Source organism: Microvirga sp. GN3 (assembly GCF_055792825.1).
This window is the reverse complement of the sequence record NZ_JBVVAK010000006.1, coordinates 116,426-136,775: the sequence shown is the minus strand read 5'-3', so window position 1 is coordinate 136,775 and position 20,350 is coordinate 116,426. Positions and strand designations below refer to the sequence as shown.

19 protein-coding genes and 1 pseudogene are annotated in these 20,350 nt (G+C 62.7%); 11 read left to right on the top strand and 9 right to left on the bottom strand.

The window, feature by feature from the left end:
* Both ACS5Q1_RS05435 and ACS5Q1_RS05430 read left to right on the top strand, forming a co-directional pair.
* Positions 1–272, top strand: a pseudogene (locus ACS5Q1_RS05435) (siroheme synthase CysG); the annotation flags it as partial.
* Positions 273–274: 2 nt separating this feature from the next.
* Complete coding sequence (locus ACS5Q1_RS05430; protein WP_473097224.1) at positions 275–1,183, top strand: uroporphyrinogen-III synthase; 909 nt, start codon at positions 275–277, stop codon at positions 1,181–1,183.
* On the opposite strand, the gene ACS5Q1_RS05425 is transcribed toward ACS5Q1_RS05430, so the two are convergent.
* Positions 1,086–1,970: an SDR family oxidoreductase gene (locus ACS5Q1_RS05425; protein ID WP_473097223.1), complete on the bottom strand. Its 885-nt coding sequence runs from the start codon at positions 1,968–1,970 to the stop codon at positions 1,086–1,088. The genes ACS5Q1_RS05430 and ACS5Q1_RS05425 overlap by 98 nt on opposite strands.
* A 235-nt stretch (positions 1,971–2,205) precedes the next feature.
* Here ACS5Q1_RS05425 and ACS5Q1_RS05420 point away from each other — a divergent pair, with 235 nt between their 5' ends.
* A complete protein-coding gene (locus tag ACS5Q1_RS05420; RefSeq protein ID WP_473097222.1) occupies positions 2,206–3,354 on the top strand; it encodes an amidohydrolase in 1,149 nt (382 codons plus the stop codon).
* A gap of 301 nt (positions 3,355–3,655) precedes the next feature.
* Here ACS5Q1_RS05420 and uxuA read toward each other — a convergent pair whose 3' ends face one another.
* Complete coding sequence (gene uxuA / locus ACS5Q1_RS05415) at positions 3,656–4,852, bottom strand: mannonate dehydratase (RefSeq protein ID WP_473097221.1); 1,197 nt, start codon at positions 4,850–4,852, stop codon at positions 3,656–3,658.
* A gap of 68 nt (positions 4,853–4,920) precedes the next feature.
* Positions 4,921–5,649: a GntR family transcriptional regulator gene (locus ACS5Q1_RS05410; protein WP_473097220.1), complete on the bottom strand. Its 729-nt coding sequence runs from the start codon at positions 5,647–5,649 to the stop codon at positions 4,921–4,923.
* A gap of 124 nt (positions 5,650–5,773) precedes the next feature.
* On the opposite strand from ACS5Q1_RS05410, the gene uxaC reads away from it, so the two are divergent.
* Genes uxaC through ACS5Q1_RS05380 form a run of 6 tightly spaced genes read left to right on the top strand, consistent with a single transcriptional unit; the run spans position 5,774 to position 12,767 of the window.
* Positions 5,774–7,177 (top strand): glucuronate isomerase, encoded by a 1,404-nt coding sequence (gene uxaC / locus ACS5Q1_RS05405; protein ID WP_473097219.1) that lies wholly within the window; start codon positions 5,774–5,776, stop codon positions 7,175–7,177.
* A 50-nt stretch (positions 7,178–7,227) separates the two neighbouring features.
* On the top strand, positions 7,228–8,415 hold the full coding sequence (locus ACS5Q1_RS05400; RefSeq protein ID WP_473097218.1) for an ABC transporter substrate-binding protein: 1,188 nt from the start codon (positions 7,228–7,230) through the stop codon (positions 8,413–8,415).
* Positions 8,416–8,436: 21 nt separating this feature from the next.
* Positions 8,437–9,522 (top strand): ABC transporter ATP-binding protein, encoded by a 1,086-nt coding sequence (locus ACS5Q1_RS05395; protein WP_473097217.1) that lies wholly within the window; start codon positions 8,437–8,439, stop codon positions 9,520–9,522.
* Positions 9,522–10,433 (top strand): ABC transporter permease, encoded by a 912-nt coding sequence (locus tag ACS5Q1_RS05390; RefSeq protein WP_473097216.1) that lies wholly within the window; start codon positions 9,522–9,524, stop codon positions 10,431–10,433. The genes ACS5Q1_RS05395 and ACS5Q1_RS05390 overlap by 1 nt, the downstream gene beginning before the upstream one ends.
* 5 nt (positions 10,434–10,438) lie before the next feature.
* Positions 10,439–11,281, top strand: coding sequence for an ABC transporter permease (locus tag ACS5Q1_RS05385; protein WP_203443891.1), 843 nt, complete (start codon positions 10,439–10,441; stop codon positions 11,279–11,281).
* Between the two features lie 7 nt (positions 11,282–11,288).
* A complete protein-coding gene (locus ACS5Q1_RS05380) occupies positions 11,289–12,767 on the top strand; it encodes a mannitol dehydrogenase family protein (RefSeq protein WP_473097229.1) in 1,479 nt (492 codons plus the stop codon).
* Between the two features lie 284 nt (positions 12,768–13,051).
* Here the strand turns inward: ACS5Q1_RS05380 and ACS5Q1_RS05375 are convergent, their stop codons facing one another.
* The 4 genes from ACS5Q1_RS05375 to ACS5Q1_RS05360 all read right to left on the bottom strand — a co-directional run bounded on the left by ACS5Q1_RS05375 (position 13,052) and on the right by ACS5Q1_RS05360 (position 15,467).
* Positions 13,052–13,468, bottom strand: coding sequence for an SET domain-containing protein (locus tag ACS5Q1_RS05375; protein ID WP_473097215.1), 417 nt, complete (start codon positions 13,466–13,468; stop codon positions 13,052–13,054).
* Positions 13,469–13,645: 177 nt separating this feature from the next.
* Entirely contained in the window at positions 13,646–14,032 is a 387-nt protein-coding gene (locus ACS5Q1_RS05370) for a response regulator (protein WP_203443893.1), read from the bottom strand.
* Between the two features lie 175 nt (positions 14,033–14,207).
* The gene (locus ACS5Q1_RS05365) at positions 14,208–15,254 is read right to left on the bottom strand and encodes an LLM class flavin-dependent oxidoreductase (RefSeq protein ID WP_473097214.1); all 1,047 of its coding nucleotides are present in this window, start codon (positions 15,252–15,254) and stop codon (positions 14,208–14,210) included.
* Positions 15,255–15,338: 84 nt separating this feature from the next.
* Positions 15,339–15,467 (bottom strand): hypothetical protein, encoded by a 129-nt coding sequence (locus ACS5Q1_RS05360; protein WP_473097213.1) that lies wholly within the window; start codon positions 15,465–15,467, stop codon positions 15,339–15,341.
* A gap of 797 nt (positions 15,468–16,264) precedes the next feature.
* On the opposite strand from ACS5Q1_RS05360, the gene ACS5Q1_RS05355 reads away from it, so the two are divergent.
* Entirely contained in the window at positions 16,265–16,849 is a 585-nt protein-coding gene (locus tag ACS5Q1_RS05355; protein ID WP_473097212.1) for a cold-shock protein, read from the top strand.
* A 151-nt stretch (positions 16,850–17,000) separates the two neighbouring features.
* On the opposite strand, the gene ACS5Q1_RS05350 is transcribed toward ACS5Q1_RS05355, so the two are convergent.
* Positions 17,001–17,735, bottom strand: coding sequence for a PhoH family protein (locus ACS5Q1_RS05350; protein ID WP_371826859.1), 735 nt, complete (start codon positions 17,733–17,735; stop codon positions 17,001–17,003).
* A gap of 417 nt (positions 17,736–18,152) precedes the next feature.
* Here ACS5Q1_RS05350 and ACS5Q1_RS05345 point away from each other — a divergent pair, with 417 nt between their 5' ends.
* The gene (locus tag ACS5Q1_RS05345; RefSeq protein ID WP_473097211.1) at positions 18,153–19,088 is read left to right on the top strand and encodes a ribokinase; all 936 of its coding nucleotides are present in this window, start codon (positions 18,153–18,155) and stop codon (positions 19,086–19,088) included.
* Here ACS5Q1_RS05345 and ACS5Q1_RS05340 read toward each other — a convergent pair.
* Positions 19,079–20,335, bottom strand: a complete 1,257-nt coding sequence (locus ACS5Q1_RS05340; protein WP_473097210.1) for an AGE family epimerase/isomerase — start codon at positions 20,333–20,335, stop codon at positions 19,079–19,081. The two genes, ACS5Q1_RS05345 and ACS5Q1_RS05340, sit on opposite strands and share 10 nt — an antisense overlap.
* Positions 20,336–20,350: the final 15 nt, after the last annotated feature.

The following is a 20,350-nucleotide window of genomic DNA, read 5'->3' as shown; positions in this document are numbered from 1 at the left end:
CGATCTTTTACATGGCCGGTGGCACCGCGGGCGCTATCGCCGAGCGTCTGATCGAAGCCGGATGCTCTCCGGCCCTCCCTGCTGTGATGGTATCGAACGTGTCGCGCGGCGACGAACGCTGGGCTGGCTCAATCGCCGATCTCGGCTGGGCCAGCGAAAGGCGCGATCCGACGAAGCCCGTCATCATCGGGGTCGGTCGCGTGTTCAAGCGCGCTGCGAAAGCAGATGCCCGGAGACTTGGACATCCTCTCATGCTCGGCGCGACGGCTTGATCATGCTGGAAGGACGTCGCATCGCCGTGCCCGAGAGCCGGGAACTCGATCTATTCACGCGAATGCTCGAACGGCACGGCGCCGTTGCCGTTCGCTGCCCGCTGGTGTCGATCCACGATGCGGAGGATTCCGCTCCGGTCGACGCCTGGCTGGAACGGCTCGTCCAAGGCCGGCACGACATCGTGGTTCTCTACACCGGAGAGGGCTTGTCCCGTCTTCTCGGCTTCGCACGTCGGAAAGGCATTGAGGCGGACGTGATTGCCGCGTTGAGCAAGACCTTGACGGTCGCTCGCGGCCCCAAGCCGGCCAAGGTCCTGCGCGGCATCGGTCTCGTGCCGGACGTGATGGCTCAGGAGCCGACGACGGCCGGATTGATAAAGACCTTGTTCACCCTGCCTATCAAAGGCAGACGCATCGGCGTTCTGCTCTATCCGGGTGGCGAGGAAGCCTTGCCGAATTTTCTTGAGGCGGCAGGCGCACAGGTCGATCCTATCCTGAGTTATCGCTATGCCTCTGACGAAGAGGACGAACAGGTCCTCACGTTCATCGAGGAGCTTGCTTCCGGATCCATCGACCTGATCGCCTTCACCAGCACGGCGCAGGTGCGGCGCTTGCAGGAGGTCGCGCGACGGTTCGGCAGGGAAGAGGGACTCGATGCCGCCATGCGGCAGATTCTGATCGCCGCCGTCGGGCCTGTGACGGCAGAAGCGGTCGGGAAAGCAGGCTGGCCTGTCGGCGCGATGCCGCAGGACAGCTATCACCTCAAACCGCTGGTGATGGCCTTCGGCAGGAAATTGGCGCAAGACGCCAACATTAGTGCTTCGGCGTGTGTCCCTCGCCGGCCTCAAGAAGCGCCTGCAGACCTTCACGGTAGCTCGGATAGCGGAGCGTTACGCCGAGTTCCGTCTTGATGCGCGTGTTCCGCACGCGCTTGTTGTCTGCATAGAAGGAGCGCGCCATGGGTGTCATGTCTGCTTCCTCGAAAGGCACTTCCGGCGGCGGCTCGCGCCCGAGCAGTTCTGCCGCATAGGCAATGACATCCTGTGGCGGGCCAGGCTCGTCGTCCGCAACGTTGTAGATGGCGTTCGGGCTCGGGCGCTCGATCGAAGCCATCAGGATCTGCGCGATGTCGGCCGTGTGGATCCGGTTGAACACCTGGCCTTTCTTGACGATGGATCTGGCGGTCCCGTCGGCGACCTTCACCAGAGCATTGCGGCCTGGACCATAGATGCCGGCAAGTCGGAAGATCTGCATGGCAAACGGAGCGCTCTCGCCGAGCGCGAGCCATTCCTGTTCGGCAGCAATGCGATCACGGGAGCGGATCGTCGCCGGATTCGGCGGTGTCGTCTCATCCACCCAATTGCCGTCCGCATTGCCATAGACACCCACCGTCGACAGATAGCCGACCCAGCGGAGATTGGGAGCCGACGCGATCGCCTGCGAAAAATGCTCCAGCACCGGATCCGCCTCGTTCACGGTGGGTACGGAGACGAGCAATGCGTCCGCGCGGGCGATCTGGTCGAGAATGCGAGGATCGTAGCCGGCGCTGTCGAATCGGTAGGCCTGAATGCCTTCCGCCTCCATCGCCCGAACCTTCTCCGGCGAGCGCACCGTGCCGCCGATTTGCGTGAAACGCTCGCCGTAAAGGCTGAGAAACTGGCAGACTGAATAGCCGAGACCGAAGACGAACAGATTCATGAGATTGAATAACGTTAATAATGACGGGTGTGGTCAGGCGAACCTAGCGAGATCGACGGAGGGCAGCAACTGCGGAGCATTCCGCACGCGCGATACATCCTTTTGTCGTGCTAGCCATTTTGCTGGGTTGATCGGCGCTTAACCCTTGCTCCATAACCGTCTGGCCGCAACGGGCCGGAGCATTATCGGTCGATGCCGTTCTGCCTCCCAGCAAGCTCCGGCGCGGAGGTGATTCATGGTTCTGACCAATCAAGATACGGTTGAGCTCGCCGCCTTCAGACGCAAGCTGCACCGCATGCCCGAACTGTCACGGGAGGAAATCGAGACCGCGCGGGAGGTTCGTGCGTTCCTGGCTTCGACCGGAGCGGACTGGATCATCACCGGTCTCGGCGGTCACGGGATCGCCGCCATCTACGAGGGTAGGGAGCCGGGCCCGACCATCATGGTCCGTGCGGAACTCGACGGGCTGCCCATCGAGGAAATCTCCGATCTGCCTTATCGCTCCGCAACGCCCGGCAAGGCGCATCTGTGCGGGCATGACGGGCATATGGCGATCCTGGCCGGTCTGGCTCGTGCGCTCGGCCGGCAACGGCCACAGCGCGGCCGCGCTGTCCTGCTCTTTCAACCGGCGGAAGAGGATGGCTCCGGCGCGGCGGCCGTCGTCGCCGATCCGCGCTTTCGCGAGATCCTGCCAGACTTCGCTTTCGCCCTGCACAATCTCCCAGGCCTCCCGCTCGGCCACGTCGCCTTGGTGGAGGGACCCGTCAATTGCGCATCCCGGGGCATGCGCATCGTTCTGAACGGCAAGACCGCTCACGCCTCGATGCCCGAGACGGGGATCTCTCCCGTGAACGTCGTGGCTGAGCTGATGCCGGCGCTGACCGCTCTTGGCTGCGGTGGGCCGCTGGACGACGACTTCTCGATGGTGACGGTTACCCACGTGAAGGTCGGCGAGCCCGCCTTCGGTGTCGCTCCCGGACGTGCTGAGATCTGGGCAACCCTGCGCACTCTGACCGATGCCGGCATGGAAGATCTCTGCGTGAGCGCTGAGCATCTGGTGCTGAGCGCGGCGCGGGAACAGGGGCTCAGCGTCGAGATCTCCCACGACGACATCTTCCTGCATTGCGAGAACGCACCCGAGGCCGTCGCTCATCTTCGCCGCGCCCTCGATGAAGAAGGCGTGCCGCATGACAAGGGAGACCTGCCGATGCGAGCCTCCGAAGATTTCGGGCGCTTCGGCCAGAAGGCACCCGCTGCTATGTTCTTCTTAGGAGCGGGCGAGAACCACCCGAGCCTGCATAATCCGGACTACGACTTTCCGGACGACCTGATCGGCATCGGCGCCCGGGTATTCATGCGGACATTGCGGAATTTGCTCGGGTAGGCTTTTGCACACGACGCGCAGCTTTCCTTGCTGCCGCCCGTGTCATCCCCGGCGAGCCGGAGGCGAGGGAAGGGGATCCATTCAACGCATGGCGCTATGGATTCCCTTCCCCTCCGCTGCGCTCCGGCCGGGGATGACATTCTCTCACGTCATCCCCGGCCTTGTGCCGGTGAACTCGATTGCATGAGGCGCAGGCCTTTTTCAGCATCGGGATGGCCGGGACAAGCCCGACCATGACGTGGAGAAAGATATTTCAGACGTCGCACAACGACGATCCGGCACACAGGACGGACGTGCGCCCCTAAAGCGGCAGGCCGCGCAGCGCGGAAACCGCCTGCATCACGCCGCGCAGTTCCGCGAGGCCTCGCATGCGGCCGATGGCAGGATAGCCCGGATGCGTGGGTTTGCCGACATCGTCGAGAAGTTCGTGGCCATGGTCCGGCCGCATGGGGATGCGCCAGTGCTTTTCTCCCGCGTCCTTCCGGCGCTTCTGTTCCTCGAGAAGCACCGTGACGAGGGCGACCATATCCGTATCGCCGCCGAGGTGATCGGCTTCCATGAAAGAGCCGTCCGGGTCCTTGGCGACGTTGCGCAGGTGGGCGAACCAGATTCTGTTGGCGAAGCGTTTCGCGATGGCTGGAACATTGTTGATGGGATTGGCTCCGAGAGAACCGCTGCACAGGGTGAGTCCGTTCGATGGCGAATCGACGGAGCCGAGAATGAAAGCGATATCGTCCGCATTGGAGACGATTCGTGGCAGGCCCATGAGAGGACGCGGCGGATCGTCGGGATGGATGCACATGCGAATCCCCACCTCTTCCGCGGTCGGGATCACCTCGCGCAGGAAGCGGGCGAGATTCTCGCGAAGAGCGGCGGCGTCGATACCCTGGTAACGGGCGAGCATGGCGCGCAGGCCGGGAACATCGTAACGGTCATAGGCGCCCGGCAGGCCAGCCATGATGTTGGAGAGAAGCTTGCGCCGGTCGGCTTCCGAGGAGCGGAGGAACCATTCCTTCGCGCGCCTCAGCACGTCGGGCGAATAATCCGCCTCGGCGCCCGGGCGCTCCAGCATGAAGCAGTCGAAGGCTGCGAATTCATGGAGGTTGAAGCGCAGGGCGGTTGCGCCTCCGGGAAGAGGGTAGGCCAGTTCCGTGCGTGTCCAGTCGACCACCGGCATGAAGTTGTAGCAGATCGTGGTGACGCCGCATTGCGCGAGGTTGCGCATGGATTGGCGGTAATTGTCGAACAGGCTCGTCAAGTCGCCTTCACCGATCTTGATGCGCTCGTGGATCGGCAGGCTCTCGACCACGCTCCACCGCAAGCCGAGCGAAGGGTCGGCGGCGATGAGCGCTTTACGCTTTTCGATCTCCTCGACGCTCCAGATCACGCCATAGGGGATTTGATGCAGCGCGGTGACGATGCCTGTCGCACCCGTCTGGCAGATATGGGAAAGCTGAACGACATCATCGGGGCCGAACCAACGCCAAGTCTGTTCCATGATTGCCTCTTAATGGTGGGGCCGAATGTGATCGTCGGCGATGGTTCCGGATTGCTCTTTCATTGGTGTCACGCGCTGAGCACCTCCGGCAGAGCATCGGCCTCGGGCTCGAAGAGATCCGGGTGCTTAGCGGCGAGCTCTGGCAGGGATCGCAGGATTTCGCTCAGGTGCTGGCTCATGGCCTTTTCGGCAGCAATGGGATCGGACGCCTTGATGGCGTCGACGATCATGGCGTGCTGCGCGACGATGAGGTGACGCGGGGTCGCCTGCTTCACATCGAGATACCGCACCCGGTCCATCTGCGGTTTGACATCCTCGATCATGCGCCACGCGGCAGGCCGTCCGGCTGTTTCCGCAAGAAGACGGTGAAACTCCTCGTCGAGAGCCATGAAATCGTCCGACGACGTGGAGCGCTGGGCGCGGCGCTGCCGGGTCAGGCTGGCATTGAGTTCTGCCAGCATCATCGGAGTAGCCTTCAGGGCCGCCTCACGCACCACGGCGCATTCAACCGCCACGCGGATGAAGCGCGCATCCTCGACAGCGGTCCGCGAGATCTTGACCACCTGGGTGCCCCGTTGCGGCAGGACCCGCACGAGGCCGGCCTCGCTCAACTTGATCAAGGCCTCCCGGACCGGTGAGCGGCTTACCCCGAATCGCTGTGCCAGATCCTGTTCGGACAGCATCTCGCCAGGGGAAATCTTCATGCTGACGATGGCTTGGCGAAGAGCACGCGTGACCTGCCGGGCCATGGGTTCGCGGTTGAGATCGAGCTTCGCAAGGGCTGGTCTATTCGTCATAAGTGGCACACTACCATACTAGTAGACCATTGCAAAGGATCGTGGAACGGCTTAATGTTGGCTCAATGAGGCGCTCGAAACCGGCCTGCAAAAGGGTCTGGCGAAGCGCCAAAGGGAGTGCGCCATGCTGATCCACCCGGACCGGCTGTTTCCTGTCGAGCCCACCGCCTGCGCGGTGGCGCGTCGGCTCTATGCGGAAGTGCGGGACCTGCCTATCATCTCGCCGCATGGCCACACGGATCCCCGTTGGTATGCGGAGAACGAGCCGTTTCCGAATCCGGCGACGCTTTTCGTCATTCCCGACCATTACGTTTTCCGCATGCTCTACAGCCAGGGCGTCAGGCTGGAGCAGCTTGGAATCGCGACGAAGGATGGCGGTCCGGTCGAGCGCGATCCGCGGGCGATCTGGCGCCGCTTCGCGTCGCATTATCATCTCTTCCGCGGCACACCCACGCGCCTCTGGCTCGATCACACCTTCGCGACCCTGTTTGGCTTCACCGAGCGGCTCTCGGCCGCGAATGCAGATGCGTATTACGACCGCATCGACGAAGCGCTGCGCACGCCGGAATTCCGTCCGCGTGCGCTCTTCGAGCGCTTCCGCATCGAGGCCATCGCCACGACGGAGAGCCCGCTCGACCCGTTGAAGCATCACGAGACCATCCGGCAATCGGGCTGGAAGGGGCGGGTGGTTACGGCATACCGGCCCGATCCGGTGATTGATCCTGAATTCGAGGGCTTTCGCGATAATCTGGTCCGCTTCGGTGAGATCACCGGCTGCGATACAGCGACCTGGAGCGGCTACCTGGACGCGCATCGCAAGCGGCGCGCCTTCTTCCGCGACTATGGCGCGACCTCCACCGATCACGGACACCCCACAGCCAAGACCGCCGATCTGTCGCAGGCTGCCGCCGAAGCGCTTTTCCATCGCGTGTCCTCGGGCGATTCAGGACCGGCGGATGCGGAAATGTTCCGTTCCCAGATGCTGACCGAGATGGCGGCGATGAGCGTGGAGGACGGCATGGTCATGCAGCTCCATCCCGGCTCCTTCCGCAACCACAACGATGCGCTCTTCCGCCGCTTCGGCCGCGACATGGGCGCGGACATTCCGCTCCAGACGGATTACGTCCGCGGTCTGAAGCCGCTTCTCGACCGCTTCGGCAATGAGCCGAACTTCACCTTCATCGTCTTTACGCTCGACGAGACGAGCTACTCGCGTGAACTGGCACCGCTCTCCGGGCACTATCCGGCCCTGAAACTCGGCCCCGCTTGGTGGTTCTTTGATGCGCCGGAAGGCATGCGCCGCTTCCGCGAACTCACGACCGAGACGGCCGGCTTCTACAACACGGTCGGCTTTAACGACGACACTCGGGCCTATCTGTCAATTCCGGCGCGGCATGACGTGGCCCGCCGGGTCGACTGCGCCTATCTCGCCAATCTCGTGACGAGCCATCGCCTCGATGAGGATGAGGCGCATGAGGTGGCCCACGATCTCGCCTATCGCCTCGCGAAAGAGGCCTACAAGCTGTGAGACGGGACATGGCCGCGCATGAGCCATGTCGCACAGAACGGGAGGAAGACATGACGAACCTGATCACCAGGCGGACTTTCGTCGGCGGTGTCGCCGGCGCCGCAGGCGTTGCCACTCTCGGCGGCAAGGCATTCGCGCAGGCGACCCTGCCCACGAGCCCGGTCGCGCTCAACATCATCGACGTCGCCGGCAATCTGGCGCTGACGCAGAAGGCCATCGAGAACTACCGCAAGGCGAAGCCCAATCTCGTTTCGCGCATCACCTTCACCAAGGCGACGGCGCCGGAACTCGCCGGCAAGATCAAGGCACAGCAGGATGCGGGCCGCGTCGACATCGACCTCGTGCTCACCGGCACCGATGCGCTCTCAGCCGGCATCGAGCAGAAGCTTTGGGTCGACCTGATCCCCGGCCACGCCAATTCCCTGCCGAAGCTTGACGACATCTATCTTCCGGCCGCCGCCAAGATGCAGGGGCTGGCGAAGGGACAGGGCGTCGTCGTGACCTATTATCCGTCGGGTCCGCTGCTCGAATACATGCCCGATAAGGTCAAGAACGTGCCGACCACGGCGGAAGAGCTTCTGGCCTATACCAAGGCCAATCCGGGCCGCTTCCTGTATGCGCGCCCTGCCAATTCCGGCCCTGGCCGCACCTTCATCATGGGCCTGCCGTACATCCTCGGCGACAGCAACCCGCAAGATCCTGCTAAGGGCTGGGACAAGACTTGGGCCTACCTGAAGGAGTTGGGTCAGAACATCGAGTATTACCCGTCCGGCACCGGCGCGGTGATGAAGGAGCTCGGCGAAGGCTCGCGCGACATGACCGTGTCGACCACCGGCTGGGACATCAACCCGCGCGTTCTCGGCGTCGTGCCGAAGGAGGCGAAGGTGGCGGCGCTCAAGGGCTTCCACTGGGTGGCGGACGCCCACTACATGTGCGTGCCCAAGGGCCTGCCGAACGAGAAGGTCGCCGTCCTCCTCGACCTCATGAACTTCCTGCTCACCAAGGAGCAGCAGGCCTACACCTTTGACGAGGGCTACTTCTATCCGGGCCCGGCCGTGAAGGGCGTGACCCTCGACATGGCCCCGCCGGAGAGCCAGGCCGCCATCAAGGAATTCGGCCGTCCCGAATACGAGAAGTGGATCGCCGAGAACCCGATCGAATTGCCGCTCCAGCCTGAGCAGATGGTCGTCGCCTTCCGCCTCTGGGACGAGCAGGTCGGCGGCGCCAAGCGCAAGTAAGACGAAGAACAAGGACCCGCGATGACCATAGCCCTTTCCCAATTCGACGAAGTCCGGCTCGATCGTGTGAGCCGCGACTTCGGGGCGCTCAACGCTTTGCGCGACGTCTCTCTGACCATCCGGCGGCGCGAGTTCATCGCGCTGCTCGGGCCATCGGGCTGTGGCAAGTCGACGACGTTGAATTGCATCGCGGGTCTTCTGCCTGTGACCGGCGGAGCGATCTGGCTCGACAAGAGCCGGGTCGATACGCTCCGTCCCGAGGAGCGCGGGTTCGGCATGGTGTTCCAGAACTATGCGCTCTTTCCCCATCTCAACGTGCGTCAGAACATCGGCTTCGGCCTCAAGATGCGGGGGCGGCCCAAGGCCGAGATCGACCGTAAGGTCGACGAGGCCCTGAACCTCGTCCGCCTGCGCGGCCAGGAACACAAGCTGCCGGGCCAGCTCTCCGGCGGCCAGCAGCAGCGCGTGGCGATTGCCCGTGCCATCGTCATCGAGCCGCCGCTCGTGCTGATGGATGAGCCCTTGTCGAACCTCGATGCCAAGCTCCGCCTCGAAATGCGCGCGGAGATCCGGCGCATCCATAACGAACTCGGCGCCACGACCATTTACGTCACCCACGATCAGGATGAAGCCCTGTCGCTCGCTGACCGCATCGTGGTGCTGCGCGACGGCGTGGTCCGGCAGGTCGGGACGCCGAAGGAGCTTTATGAGGCGCCCGCTCATCTCGATGTGGCCGACTTCATGGGCTTCCGCAACAAGCTGAAAGGGCAGGTGGTCGGAAGCGACAGCGGCCGCGCCGTTCTCGACGTAGAGGGCGCACGGATCAGCGGCGTCGCCCGCGAAAGCCTGTCTGTCGGCTCCTCTGCCTATGCCGCCATCCGTCCGGACGATCTCATGGTCGGCGAGGCTGGGCCGAACGCCATTGCCGTGACCGTCGACACCATCGAATATCGCGGCCGCGAATTCGTCGGGACCGCCCATTCGGCCGGCGGACTCGATTTCGTGTTCCGCTCCCATCAGCCGGTCGAGCCGGGATCCAAGGTGCATCTGCAGGCGGATGACCAGCGCGTTCTCGTCTTCGCGGAGCCGATCCAGGGGAGGCATTGATGGACGCCCTCGCTCAAGCGGCCCCCGTCGAGCACGGTCCGAGCCTGCGCCAGCGACTCGCGGCGAGAGGCTTCGATGCGGTGACCCTGCTCGTCATTCCGGCTGCGATCTTTACCCTGCTGCTCTTCGTCTATCCCTTCGCCTTCGGCTTCGTGCTCTCCTTCGAGCCGAAGGCCGGCGGCGACTGGCTGGCGAACTACAAGCGCTTCTTCTCCGATCCGTTTCTCTACGATACGATCGCCAACACGCTCCGGCTAGCTATCCCTGTCACGCTCCTCAACCTGCTGCTGGCGGTGCCGATTGCGTTCCGCGTGCGCCTCATGCGGCGCCAGCGTCTCCTGACTACGATCCTGGTTTTGCCGATCACGCTCGGCACGGTGCTCGTGGCCGAAGGCCTCTTGAACTATCTCGGGCCCCAGGGCTGGTTCAACCGCACTTTGCTCACCTTCGGCCTGATCTCCCAGCCCCTGAAGCTCGTCCACAATTACTGGGGCGTCTTCGCCTCGCTGGTGATCACAGGTTTCCCGTTCACCTTCCTGCTGACCCTATCCTATGTCACGGGCATCGATCCGGCCCTCGAGCAGGCGGCGGCGACCCTTGGCGCCAGCGCGTGGCAGCGCTTCCGCCATGTCTATCTGCCGCTACTGATGCCGGGATTCGCCATCACCTTCTGCCTGTCCTTCGTGCAGGCCTTCTCGGTGTTTCCCTCGGCGGTGCTGCTGGGCGAGCCCGCCGGCGTCACCCGCGTCATCTCGATTGCGGCCGCGACGGCGGCCTTCGAGGAATACGATTACTCCATGGCCTCGGCGATCGCGATGATCATGGGCTTCGTTCAGCTCGCCATCGTCGTGGCGGTGCTCGCATCCCGCGGCCTGTTCTACCGTGGCCCAGCCACCGGCGCGAAAGGTTAAAGCCGATGATCCGCGATACGACACTCGGCTCCAAGCTCTGGGCAGCGGCCATCTGGTTCCTCGTCGGCTTCTTCGTCATCAACCTGTTCGCCATGATCGCGACCGTGGTGACGAGTTCCTTCGCCACCCGCTGGCTCGGTACATGGCTGCCGGCCGGCTGGACCACCCGCTGGTACTCCTCCGCCTGGAGCGAGTTCCAGCTCTGGGACGTGCTGATGGTCACATTCCAGGTGATCGCGGCCGTGGTCTTCATCTCCGGCGCGCTCGGCGTAACGGCCGCCTATGCTCTGGCCCGGCGCGAATTTCCAGGAAAGCGGCTTCTCGTCCTGCTCTTCCTGCTGCCGCTGCTGATCCCGCCAATCACCTTCGGTATCCCGCTCGCGACCGTGCTCTATCAGACAGGTCTCGCCGGCACATTCTGGGGCGTGGTGGCAGCCAATCTCGTGCCGACTGTGCCCTTCGTGATCCTCGTCATGATTCCGTTCATCGAGCAGATCGATCCGAAGATCGAGGCGGCCGCCCGGGTCTTCGGGGCCAACACCTTCAAGCTCTTCATCCACGTACTCCTGCCGCTGCTTCTGCCGGGCATCCTGGCGGCGTTACTGCTGGTGCTGGTACGCACCATTGCCATGTTCGAGCTCACCTTCCTCGTAGCCGGGCCGACCAGTCAGACCCTCGTGGTGGCACTCTATTACGCAGTTTTCGCGGCGGGCGTGCGCGCCGTGCAATCCATCGATGCCATGGCCGTCATCTATATGGTAACGACCCTGGTCTGGCTCATCATCGCGCTGCGCTTCGTCAACCCGACGCAGATTGTCACCCGCGCGAAGCAGCAGCCGGCGCATTGAGGACATGATGTCAGACCGCCTGAACGAAGATTCGCTTGCCGATTTGCCGGAAGGCGTTCGCCGCCCGGCTTATGACCGGAGAGGCGTCAAGACGGGAATCGTGCATCTCGGCGTCGGGGCCTTCCACCGGGCGCATCAGGCGGTCTACACCGACGATGTGCTGGGCGAAGATCCGCAATGGGGCATCGTGGCGGCAAGCCTGCGCAGCTCTGACACCTACGATGCGCTTCAGCCGCAGAATGGCCTCTATACCCTCTCGGTGCGGTCGAAGGAGGGCGAGGCGCTTCGCATCGTCGGTTCGATCCGCCGGGTCATCGTCGCCCCCCGCGCGGCGGACGATCTTCTCGACGCGATGGCCGATCCGCAAACACGCATCGTCACGCTGACGGTGACCGAGAAGGGCTATTGCCACGACCCGGCGACCGGCACCCTCAACGAGGATCATCCCGATATCGTGCATGACCTCGCTTATCGCAGAACGCCCCGATCCGCTCCCGGCTTCATCGTCGAGGCGCTGCGCCGCCGACGCTTGGCAGGCGTGCCGCCCTTCACGGTTCTGACCTGCGATAATCTTCCCTCCAATGGACGCACGGTAAAGCGTGTTCTGACCCGCTTCGCCGAACTGGTCGATCCGGAGCTCGGCCGGTTCGTGGCAAACGAAGTGTCTTGCCCCTCGACCATGGTCGACAGGATCGTGCCGGCGACCAGCGATCAGGATCGGGAGCGCATCGGGGAAACTCTCGGTGTCGAGGATGCTTGGCCTGTCGTGACCGAACCCTTCACGCAATGGGTGATCGAAGATCGCTTCCCGCAGGGCCGCCCGGCCTGGGAGAAGGCCGGCGTCGAATTCGTCACCGATGTCGAGCCCTATGAGCACATGAAGCTCAGGCTGCTCAACGGAAGCCACTCGACCCTGGCCTATCTCGGCTATCTCGCAGGGTACGAGACCGTTGCAGACACCATGGCAGATCCGGCCTTCGTGCGGCTGATCGAAGGGCTCATGGACGAGGAGGTCACCCCGACGCTCCACATGCCGCCGGGAGCCGATCTGACCTCTTACAAGAGAGCGCTCATCGAGCGCTTCAAGAACCCCGCCCTGAAGCATCGTACCTGGCAGATCGCCATGGACGGCTCGCAGAAGCTGCCGCAGCGCCTCCTGGGAACGGTCCGCGATCGCCTGCGCGACGGCGCATCGATCGCGCGGCTCTCCCTCGGGGTGGCCGCCTGGATGCGCTATGTGACAGGCATCGACGAGAAGGGCGCACCCATCGACGTGCGCGATCCCATGGCGGCTCGCTTACGGGAGCTGGCCGATCGGGCAGGGGGGCAGCCTGAGAATCTGGCGAGCGCGCTGTTCGGCGTGCGTGAGATTTTCGGCGATGATCTGCCGAAGGATCCGCGATTCACGGAAGCGGTGACCGCGAACTTGGCGTGCCTTTACGAAAAAGGTGCGAAGCGCTCGGTTGCGGAGTTCAAAGGTGATTAGGCTCTCACCCCCAACGTCATCACCGGCCTTGCGCCGGTGATTCCGATCGGAAAAGCGCAGCGCGTCACAGCATCGAGATGGCCGGGACAAGCCCGGCCACGACGTCGTGAGGATGCAACCCACTGTCATTCCGGGGCGGCTCGTCAGAGCCGAGCCCGGAATCCATAACCACGACGACCAAAGAAAAGGTGATCAAGGCTACACATCTTTTTGTACCGTCAGCGGCTATGGATTCCGGGCTCCGCTCCGCGACCCCGGAATGACAGCGCGGCGCCTGCCAACCCTTACACCCCCGCGACCTTCGCCCGCTTCCGCTCGCACGACTTGCACCGGCAGCCATGCGGCTTGATGAAGGTCTCGAAGTAGTTTTTGCCGTAATTATAGGTGATCTCGTCGCCTGGTTTGATGCGCTTGATCGCCTTGATGCGAATCTTGCCTCTCGACACCGTAGCCTCGGCATTCGGGCGGCAGCCGTGATTGATGTAGCGCGCGATGTTCCAGCGTGGCGAGCCATCGATGGTCCAGCGGTTGCTGATCTCGAACAGGTAGCGCGTGTTGCGTCGGCGCTGGACTTCCTCGTTCGTGATCTTCGGTCCGACATACTCGATGATGAACGTTCCTTTCTCGATCACATCGGTTGCAAAGAGGCCAAGGCCGGTTTCGGATCTCCCGATACGAAACGGTCCTTCTGCAGGTTTCATTTTCATCTTAAGCGGGAGCTCCGAAGCACGCGGATGTTCGATGAGGGGTCTATTAGCGATAAACCCGGAGCGTTGAAATTGGGTCCGCGCGGAAACTTTCACGGATCCAGCTCAAGTTTTTTGCATTGGCCAATCGGACGTGATCGATCTTGCACGTTTCACGGGGTGGAACGACGTCTACACGACTTCGGGAGAGTCCGAGGCTCCGGCCAGAGCGGTGCGCAGGGTATCGGCGAAATTGTCGTACGAGAATGGCTTCGACAATGTCGGAGACTCACGAAATCGCTCGGGGAGCGAGCGGAAATCGTACCCAGTCGAGAAGATGAAGGGGATCCCGCGGAAACGCAGGACATCGGCGACCGGGAACACAACTGTTCCATCGACATTGATGTCGAGAATGCCGATATCGATATCTGCTTGCAGGGCAAGGGTCAGGGCATGATCAAGCCGCGCGGCGGGCCCCACGATCTCGCAGCCGAAATCGAGTACCATGTCCTCGATCAGCATCGAGATCATTGCCTCGTCTTCGACGATCAAGACCCGCTTTCTGCGACCCTCGAACATAGCCCCTCCAAGCCGGATTGCACCTGAAAGGCGCCTCGCGGCGTCATTAAACGAATCAGTTGCAACAACTATAATCGATAGTTCGGTGCAGCCTCACTATCTTAGGTTATTATGACTTAAGGCGGTATCGTAATGCCGTCGACCAGCCAAAGTAAAGACCTTGGGAGCCTCCCGATTATACAGCGCTCCGGCGTGCAATTTCTGCGCGCACGACTGGTGCAACCCTTGTCCCAAGAAGTTCAATGGAGCGCATGATCTGGGCATGCGGCATGGTGCCGACGCTGAATTGGGCCAGGTAGCGGTCGTGGCGGAAGAGTTCGTGCTGGAACAGGATCTTGTCGATCACCTCCTGTGGGCCTCCCACCGCCAATGCACCGCGCGGCTCCCGCATCGCTTCGAATTGCGGGCGGGTCGTGGGAGGCCATCCGCGCTCACGGCCAATCTTGGTCATCACCTGGGCATAGGAGGGAAAGAATTCATCACCGGCCTGCTGCGAGTTGTCTGCGATATAGGCATGGGTGTTGATGCCGACCTTCAGGCGCGCCGGAACGTGCCCAGCCCGAGCTCCTGCTTCACGATAAAGTGACACGAGCGGGGCGAAGCGCTCCGGCTGTCCTCCGATGATGGCCAGCGCAAGGGGCAGTCCGAGCGTGCCCGCCCGCACGACCGATTGTGGCGTTCCGCCGACGGCAATCCAGACAGGCAGTGGTTCCTGGGCAGGGCGGGGATAGATCGGCTGATCGTCGAGGGAGGGCCGGTGCTGGCCCGACCATGTCACTCGCTCCTCGCTCCGGATCTTCAGAAGCAGGTCGAGCTTTTCGGCGAACAGGGCGTCGTAGTCGTTGAGATCGTAGCCAAAGAGAGGGAACGACTCGATGAACGAGCCGCGGCCCGCCATGATCTCGGCCCGCCCGTTCGACAAGAGGTCGAGGGTCGCGAAGTTCTGAAACACCCGGACCGGATCGTCGGAGCTCAGCACCGTTACGGCGCTCGTCAGACGAATCCTCTTGGTGCGCTCGACGGCAGCGGCCAGGACGACGGCGGGTGCGGAAACCACGTAGTCGGAGCGGTGATGCTCGCCGAGGCCGAACACGTCCAAACCGACCTGATCCGCCAGCTCGACCTCCTCGATGAGGTCGCGCAAACGCTGCGCCGGGGAGAGCAGGTGTCCAGTGGTAGGATCTGTCGTCAGCTCACCAAAGGTGTAGATACCAAGTTCCATTGATCTTCCCTTTGGAGGCCGGCACCGGTCCTGGCTATAGCAGCCGTTGTGCCGGGATGCACCGAAGATCGGATAGGACCGGGTTCAGTGCTGGAGCAACCTTTGGATCAGGGCATCTGCGGCATGGCTGGTCAGCCCCCACGCGACAGGCCTGTCGCCGAGATAGACGGTGAAGGTGCCGTCCTGCGTCGCCTGTTTGGCAATATGGACCATGAGTTATCCTCCTCATGTGGAGCCCGGACCACCAGTCCGTTGTGTGGGCATGATGAAATGAGAGGCGTGCCGCGGGAAGATTAAATTATGAGCAGTGACACGCCGTGACGGAGAAAAAGCCGGCGCCGGCGGCACATGCCGAGTATCCGTAGGCGCGGACTTCGACTATCTGGGAGATCCTTGAAATGGCTCATCATCGCTGTGAGGCACAGGCGCAATTTCCCTCCCACAAGAGGGAGGAGGGCTTAGCGGTGTGCCATTCTCTTTATGAGCCAGACTCTGAGGAGAATTCTCCCAACGGGTCCCTCGAGGCCGATTGGGTACGACTAGGGCCGGTTTGCAATCAATAGCGCCGGAGCGGACGATGCAGAGTAGGGCGTTCGCGCCACAGCCTGGAAGACCCGGATCGGAGCTCTTCATGCTTCCCCCCCGCATTGGCAAACTGGCCTTCATCCAGGAGCGTGTTCATGCCGGAAGCGAGCGTGGCCATGCGGAGGCCGATGGTCATCATGTCCTAAAAGCCGTCATCGGAGGGCTGAATTCTCGCGTTGGAGCCCCACAATCCGCATGACACGCCCTTTTGGGACCTTGCATGAAATGTCTAGGTATGAGTAGTTATCGTCTTGCTCTCAATGGTTGAGGGCGTTACGCCTATATAGCGTTTACGAAACTTGAGACTTTAGAAGGCAGTCCTGATGGGCCGGGGAAATGATCACCGTGATCGCCGACGTCAATTTGGCGGTCAACCCGAAGATCACTGGGGCGATTTCGCTCCACCAACATCTTATGAACGGCCCATGCGGCAGCAGACATCCTATGGCGCTCCAGCCTCGGGCCCCGAGACCGAGGCACGGGTGAAATGGTTCAATCCTGACAAGGGCTTCGGCTTCGTCGAAATGACCGACGGATCGGGCGAGGCCTTTCTGCACGTGCGTCAGGTCGAGGCCGCAGGCTATTCCGCGCTCGAATCCGGCACGACCTTGGTCATCAAGGTCGGCGCGGGCCAGAAGGGCCCGCAGGTCCAGGAGATCGTCAGCGTCGACACCAGCACGGCCGAACCCGAGCCACCGCGCGGCGCTCGTCCGCCGCGTCCGGCCCGTCCGGGCGGTCCCGGCCAGGGTGGTGGTTTCGGTCGCCCGAGCGGCGGCCCGAGCCCCCGTCCGGTCAGCGGTCCGCCGGAGGTTCCGGCCACCGTCAAGTGGTTCGACTCCGTGAAGGGCTACGGCTTCGTCTCCGTCGAGGGTGAGAGCAAGGACCTGTTCCTGCACATCTCCGTCGTGGAGCGCGCAGGCCTTGGCCAGCTCGAGCAGGGCCAGGCGGTCCGCGTCGCCATCGTCGATGGCCGCAAGGGTCCCGAAGTCGGCGCCATCGAGCTCGCCTAAGGCTTCCACCCTTTTTCTTGATGAATTAAACCGGGTCCGCTGCTGCATATTGTGCAGATGAGCGGGCCCGGTTTTGCCGCGTCCAATGATGCGCTGTTTGAAGAGCTGACTATCGGCCCCAAGGTGGTCCACACTTTGGGGCCGATGCCTCTTAGCAATGAACCTCTTCGAAGGCCCGAACCCACATCTCGCAGACGCCGGAGCGCACGATCTCGTTCAACGTGAACTCGATGATCGGAACCGGGAGCATCTGCGACTTGATCAGGTGAATGACCGTTCTGAGGCCGGAGGTCTCGCGCAGGTCGCACTGGCTCACATCGCCGTTGATCACGACCGTGCAATCCTCCCCGATGCGGGTGAGGAAGGTTTTCATTTCGGCCGGGGTGGCATTCTGCGCTTCGTCCAGGAGAATGAAGGCGTCGCGCCATGAGCGTCCGCGCATCACCTCGAACGGCACCATCTCGATGTCACCGTTCTTGACTGCGATTTCGTAAGCTGCCGTGCCGATGCGGTCCTTGATGGCTTCGATGACGGGTGCGGCCCAGGGGCCGAATTTTTCCTCGAGACTGCCGGGGAAGAAGCCGAGGGAGCGGCCGCTCGGCACATTGGGACGGGTGAGGATGATCTTGCGGATGCGCCGCTGGCGGAACAGATCCGCCGCATATGTTGCCGCGATCCAGGTCTTTCCGGTGCCGGCGGGGCCGAGGACTACGACCTGTGCATTGGTCTTCAAGGCGTCGAGATAATCGTCCTGCGTTGCATTGAGTGGCTTGATGGGAGGGAGGCTGCGCTCGGCCTGGAATTTTGATCCGGTGAGGTCGAAGACCTGCGCTGTTTCATGGGAGCGGCGGGTCTTGCGTCTCTGCTTCTCATGATGCTTGCTCAATGACCAACTCCGGGTTTTGAAACTGCGCACAGAGACCTATCCAGGCGCCGCGCAGAGGCGTCTGGGGGAACTTGCAGGAGAGGGGTGAGTGCGAGAACGAATGGCTGCGGGCGGTGGATTTCCGCGATCCGGAAGGTGAGGATCAACCTGCCTGCCCATCAACGCCTGTTCTTCTGTCTGCCACTGGCAAACCATCTTTGATTCTCATGACAGTTTACCGTCGCTACGCTTACCTGCGAGTCAAATGTTGAGGCAGCCTGCATGGTTCCAGGGCATAATCCCTCTGCGGCGCGGAGGGGAGAAATAGCTGTGGATGGCTCAATAGGTACCTCTCCAAGAGTGAACCGGCCTCGCAATCCCTCGCCAAACTTACTTTCCGGATGGTAAGGAAACCGCCTCAAAAAAGGGCAGTGCCGCATGATCGTCATCTTCGGCTCCATCAACATGGACCTCGTCGCCAGGGTGCAGCGGATCGCCCGCCCGGGGGAAACCGTGCTCTCGCGCCGGGCTGAGAGCTTCTTCGGCGGCAAGGGGGCCAACCAGGCTGTCGCTGCTGCACGGATCAGCCGCGGCGGCCCCATGCGAGTGGCTATGGCCGGCGCTGTCGGAAACGATCCGTTCGGGACGGCCTGCCTCAAGAACCTTGAAGAGAGCGGGGTCGATGTCGGCGCGATCCGGATCACGGATGAGCCCACCGGCTGCGCCTTCATCACCGTCGATGAGTCCGGCGAGAACGCCATCACGGTCGCCAGCGGGGCAAACATGGCGCTGCACTCGGCCGATCTGCCGGATCACCTCCTGTCCAAGGCTTCCGTTCTGGTGCTTCAGATGGAGGTGCCGATCGCAGACAGCCTGGAGGTCGCCGCGCGAGCGCGCCGGGCCGGCGTCAAGGTCGTGTGGAATTTCGCGCCGGTTCCGCCCGTCAGGGAGCGTTCCGCCGTGGCCGAACTCCTGGCCGTGACCGATGTGCTCGTCGTCAACGAGCATGAGGCACTCTCCATCGCCGATATTGTGGGCGAGCCCGCCGGCGACGATTATCTCAAGGCTGGATCGATCATTTCCCGCTCCTTCGGTCCGACCTGCATCGTGACGGCAGGAGCACGCGGTGCCTATGCCATCGCGCCGGACGGTGGACGGATCCATGCAACCGCGCGCCCGATCACGCCGGTCGATACCACCGGAGCGGGCGACACCTTCGTCGGAGTCCTTGCCAACGGTCTCGCCGAAAGGCTGGAGATCAGATGGGCCATGGAACGGGCCTGTGCCGCCGCCTCCCTGTCCTGCCTCACGGCAGGAGCTCAGGCGGGCATGCCCCAAAGGGACGCTCTGGAGCAGCACCTTTCTCAGGCCTGAGCGCTGTTCTCCGGGATGACCTTGGTCAGGCTGCCGGTTGCCGGAAAAAGCGGGATCAGGCAGGCCTGCAAGGCATGGTAGAGATCGGGCTTGCCGGTGAAAAGGCTGGTGCCGGGCTTCAGGTCTTCCGTGAGTTCCGGCCGCCATCCGCCATGCTGATGATCGATGAGATGGTTGTCGGCGAAGCCCCAGAGGGTGCGATACCATTGCTCGTGATAGTCGCTCGGGCTGTGATCGCTCAAGAAAGCCGCAGCGCCGATGGCCTCCGCGCAGAGCCACCAGAGTTTATGGGGTAGCCTCGGCTTGTCATCCCAGTCGAGAGCGTAAAAGAACCCGCCCTTGTCCTTGTCCCATCCGAGCTCGATGGATTGCCGGAAGAGTTCACGGGCGGCCTCGGGCATCCAGGCATGCCGCTTGCCGCCGAGCACCCAGAGTTGCAGGGTGAGACGGGCCCATTCGAGCCAATGGCCCGGCGTTGTGCCATAGGGCCGGAACACGTCGTAGCCGCGATACTCCTTGTCGAGGCTCCAATCGTCATGAAAGTGCTCGGCCACGCGGTAGCCGAGAGAGGCGGCATGGCGACCGATGATGAGGCTCGCGATCCGCTCCGCCTTGTCGAGATAAGCGCGGTCGCCAGTCGCCTCGAAGGCGGCCATCAGGGATTCCGTCAGGTGCATGTTGGAGTTCTGGCCACGATATTGGCTCAAGGGCTGCCAATCGCGGGAGAACTCCTCCGTCACGGCCCCGTGCTGCTCTTCCCAGAAGCGCTCTTCCAGAACCTGCGTGATGTCCTCGATCAGGCGGTCGGCGAGCGGGTGGCCGACCACCTTCGCGCTCGAAGCCGCGAGCAGCACGAAGGCATGCCCATAGGCCTGCTTGGTGTCGTCCTTTGGGGCGTTGTTGTCGAGCGACCAGACATAGCCGCCGTTCTGCGCGTCGCGATGAGCATTCCAGAGATAATGCATGCCGTGATCGACGATTGTCTCGCAGCCGGGCCGGCCGAGCAGGGTACCGATGGCAAAGCAATGCACGAAGCGCGTGGTGTTGTGAATCTGCCGCACAGGATTGGTGATCTCGACGGGCTGTCCCGCGTCGTCGAGATCGAAGAAGCCGCCGGCCGGGTTGATGATGCCGTACTGAAAGAAGTCGAACAGGTTGTTGGCCTGTTCGAGCAGCCATTTCCGGTGAAAGCGGTTCGAGCGCCAGCTCGGGCCGAGCGGAGGGAACATAGGTTGGGATAGGGTCATGACAGATTCCATTGT

Bases quoted from the DNA above. Each gene is read 5' to 3' on its own strand.
- ACS5Q1_RS05430 (WP_473097224.1), top strand. From the start codon at position 275: ATGCTGGAAGGACGTCGCATCGCCGTGCCCGAGAGCCGGGAACTCGAT.
- ACS5Q1_RS05425 (WP_473097223.1), bottom strand. From the start codon at position 1,970: ATGAATCTGTTCGTCTTCGGTCTCGGCTATTCAGTCTGCCAGTTTCTC.
- ACS5Q1_RS05420 (WP_473097222.1), top strand. From the start codon at position 2,206: ATGGTTCTGACCAATCAAGATACGGTTGAGCTCGCCGCCTTCAGACGC.
- uxuA (WP_473097221.1), bottom strand. From the start codon at position 4,852: ATGGAACAGACTTGGCGTTGGTTCGGCCCCGATGATGTCGTTCAGCTT.
- ACS5Q1_RS05410 (WP_473097220.1), bottom strand. From the start codon at position 5,649: ATGACGAATAGACCAGCCCTTGCGAAGCTCGATCTCAACCGCGAACCC.
- uxaC (WP_473097219.1), top strand. From the start codon at position 5,774: ATGCTGATCCACCCGGACCGGCTGTTTCCTGTCGAGCCCACCGCCTGC.
- ACS5Q1_RS05400 (WP_473097218.1), top strand. From the start codon at position 7,228: ATGACGAACCTGATCACCAGGCGGACTTTCGTCGGCGGTGTCGCCGGC.
- ACS5Q1_RS05395 (WP_473097217.1), top strand. From the start codon at position 8,437: ATGACCATAGCCCTTTCCCAATTCGACGAAGTCCGGCTCGATCGTGTG.
- ACS5Q1_RS05390 (WP_473097216.1), top strand. From the start codon at position 9,522: ATGGACGCCCTCGCTCAAGCGGCCCCCGTCGAGCACGGTCCGAGCCTG.
- ACS5Q1_RS05385 (WP_203443891.1), top strand. From the start codon at position 10,439: ATGATCCGCGATACGACACTCGGCTCCAAGCTCTGGGCAGCGGCCATC.
- ACS5Q1_RS05380 (WP_473097229.1), top strand. From the start codon at position 11,289: ATGTCAGACCGCCTGAACGAAGATTCGCTTGCCGATTTGCCGGAAGGC.
- ACS5Q1_RS05375 (WP_473097215.1), bottom strand. From the start codon at position 13,468: ATGAAACCTGCAGAAGGACCGTTTCGTATCGGGAGATCCGAAACCGGC.
- ACS5Q1_RS05370 (WP_203443893.1), bottom strand. From the start codon at position 14,032: ATGTTCGAGGGTCGCAGAAAGCGGGTCTTGATCGTCGAAGACGAGGCA.
- ACS5Q1_RS05365 (WP_473097214.1), bottom strand. From the start codon at position 15,254: ATGGAACTTGGTATCTACACCTTTGGTGAGCTGACGACAGATCCTACC.
- ACS5Q1_RS05360 (WP_473097213.1), bottom strand. From the start codon at position 15,467: ATGGTCCATATTGCCAAACAGGCGACGCAGGACGGCACCTTCACCGTC.
- ACS5Q1_RS05355 (WP_473097212.1), top strand. From the start codon at position 16,265: ATGCGGCAGCAGACATCCTATGGCGCTCCAGCCTCGGGCCCCGAGACC.
- ACS5Q1_RS05345 (WP_473097211.1), top strand. From the start codon at position 18,153: ATGATCGTCATCTTCGGCTCCATCAACATGGACCTCGTCGCCAGGGTG.
- ACS5Q1_RS05340 (WP_473097210.1), bottom strand. From the start codon at position 20,335: ATGACCCTATCCCAACCTATGTTCCCTCCGCTCGGCCCGAGCTGGCGC.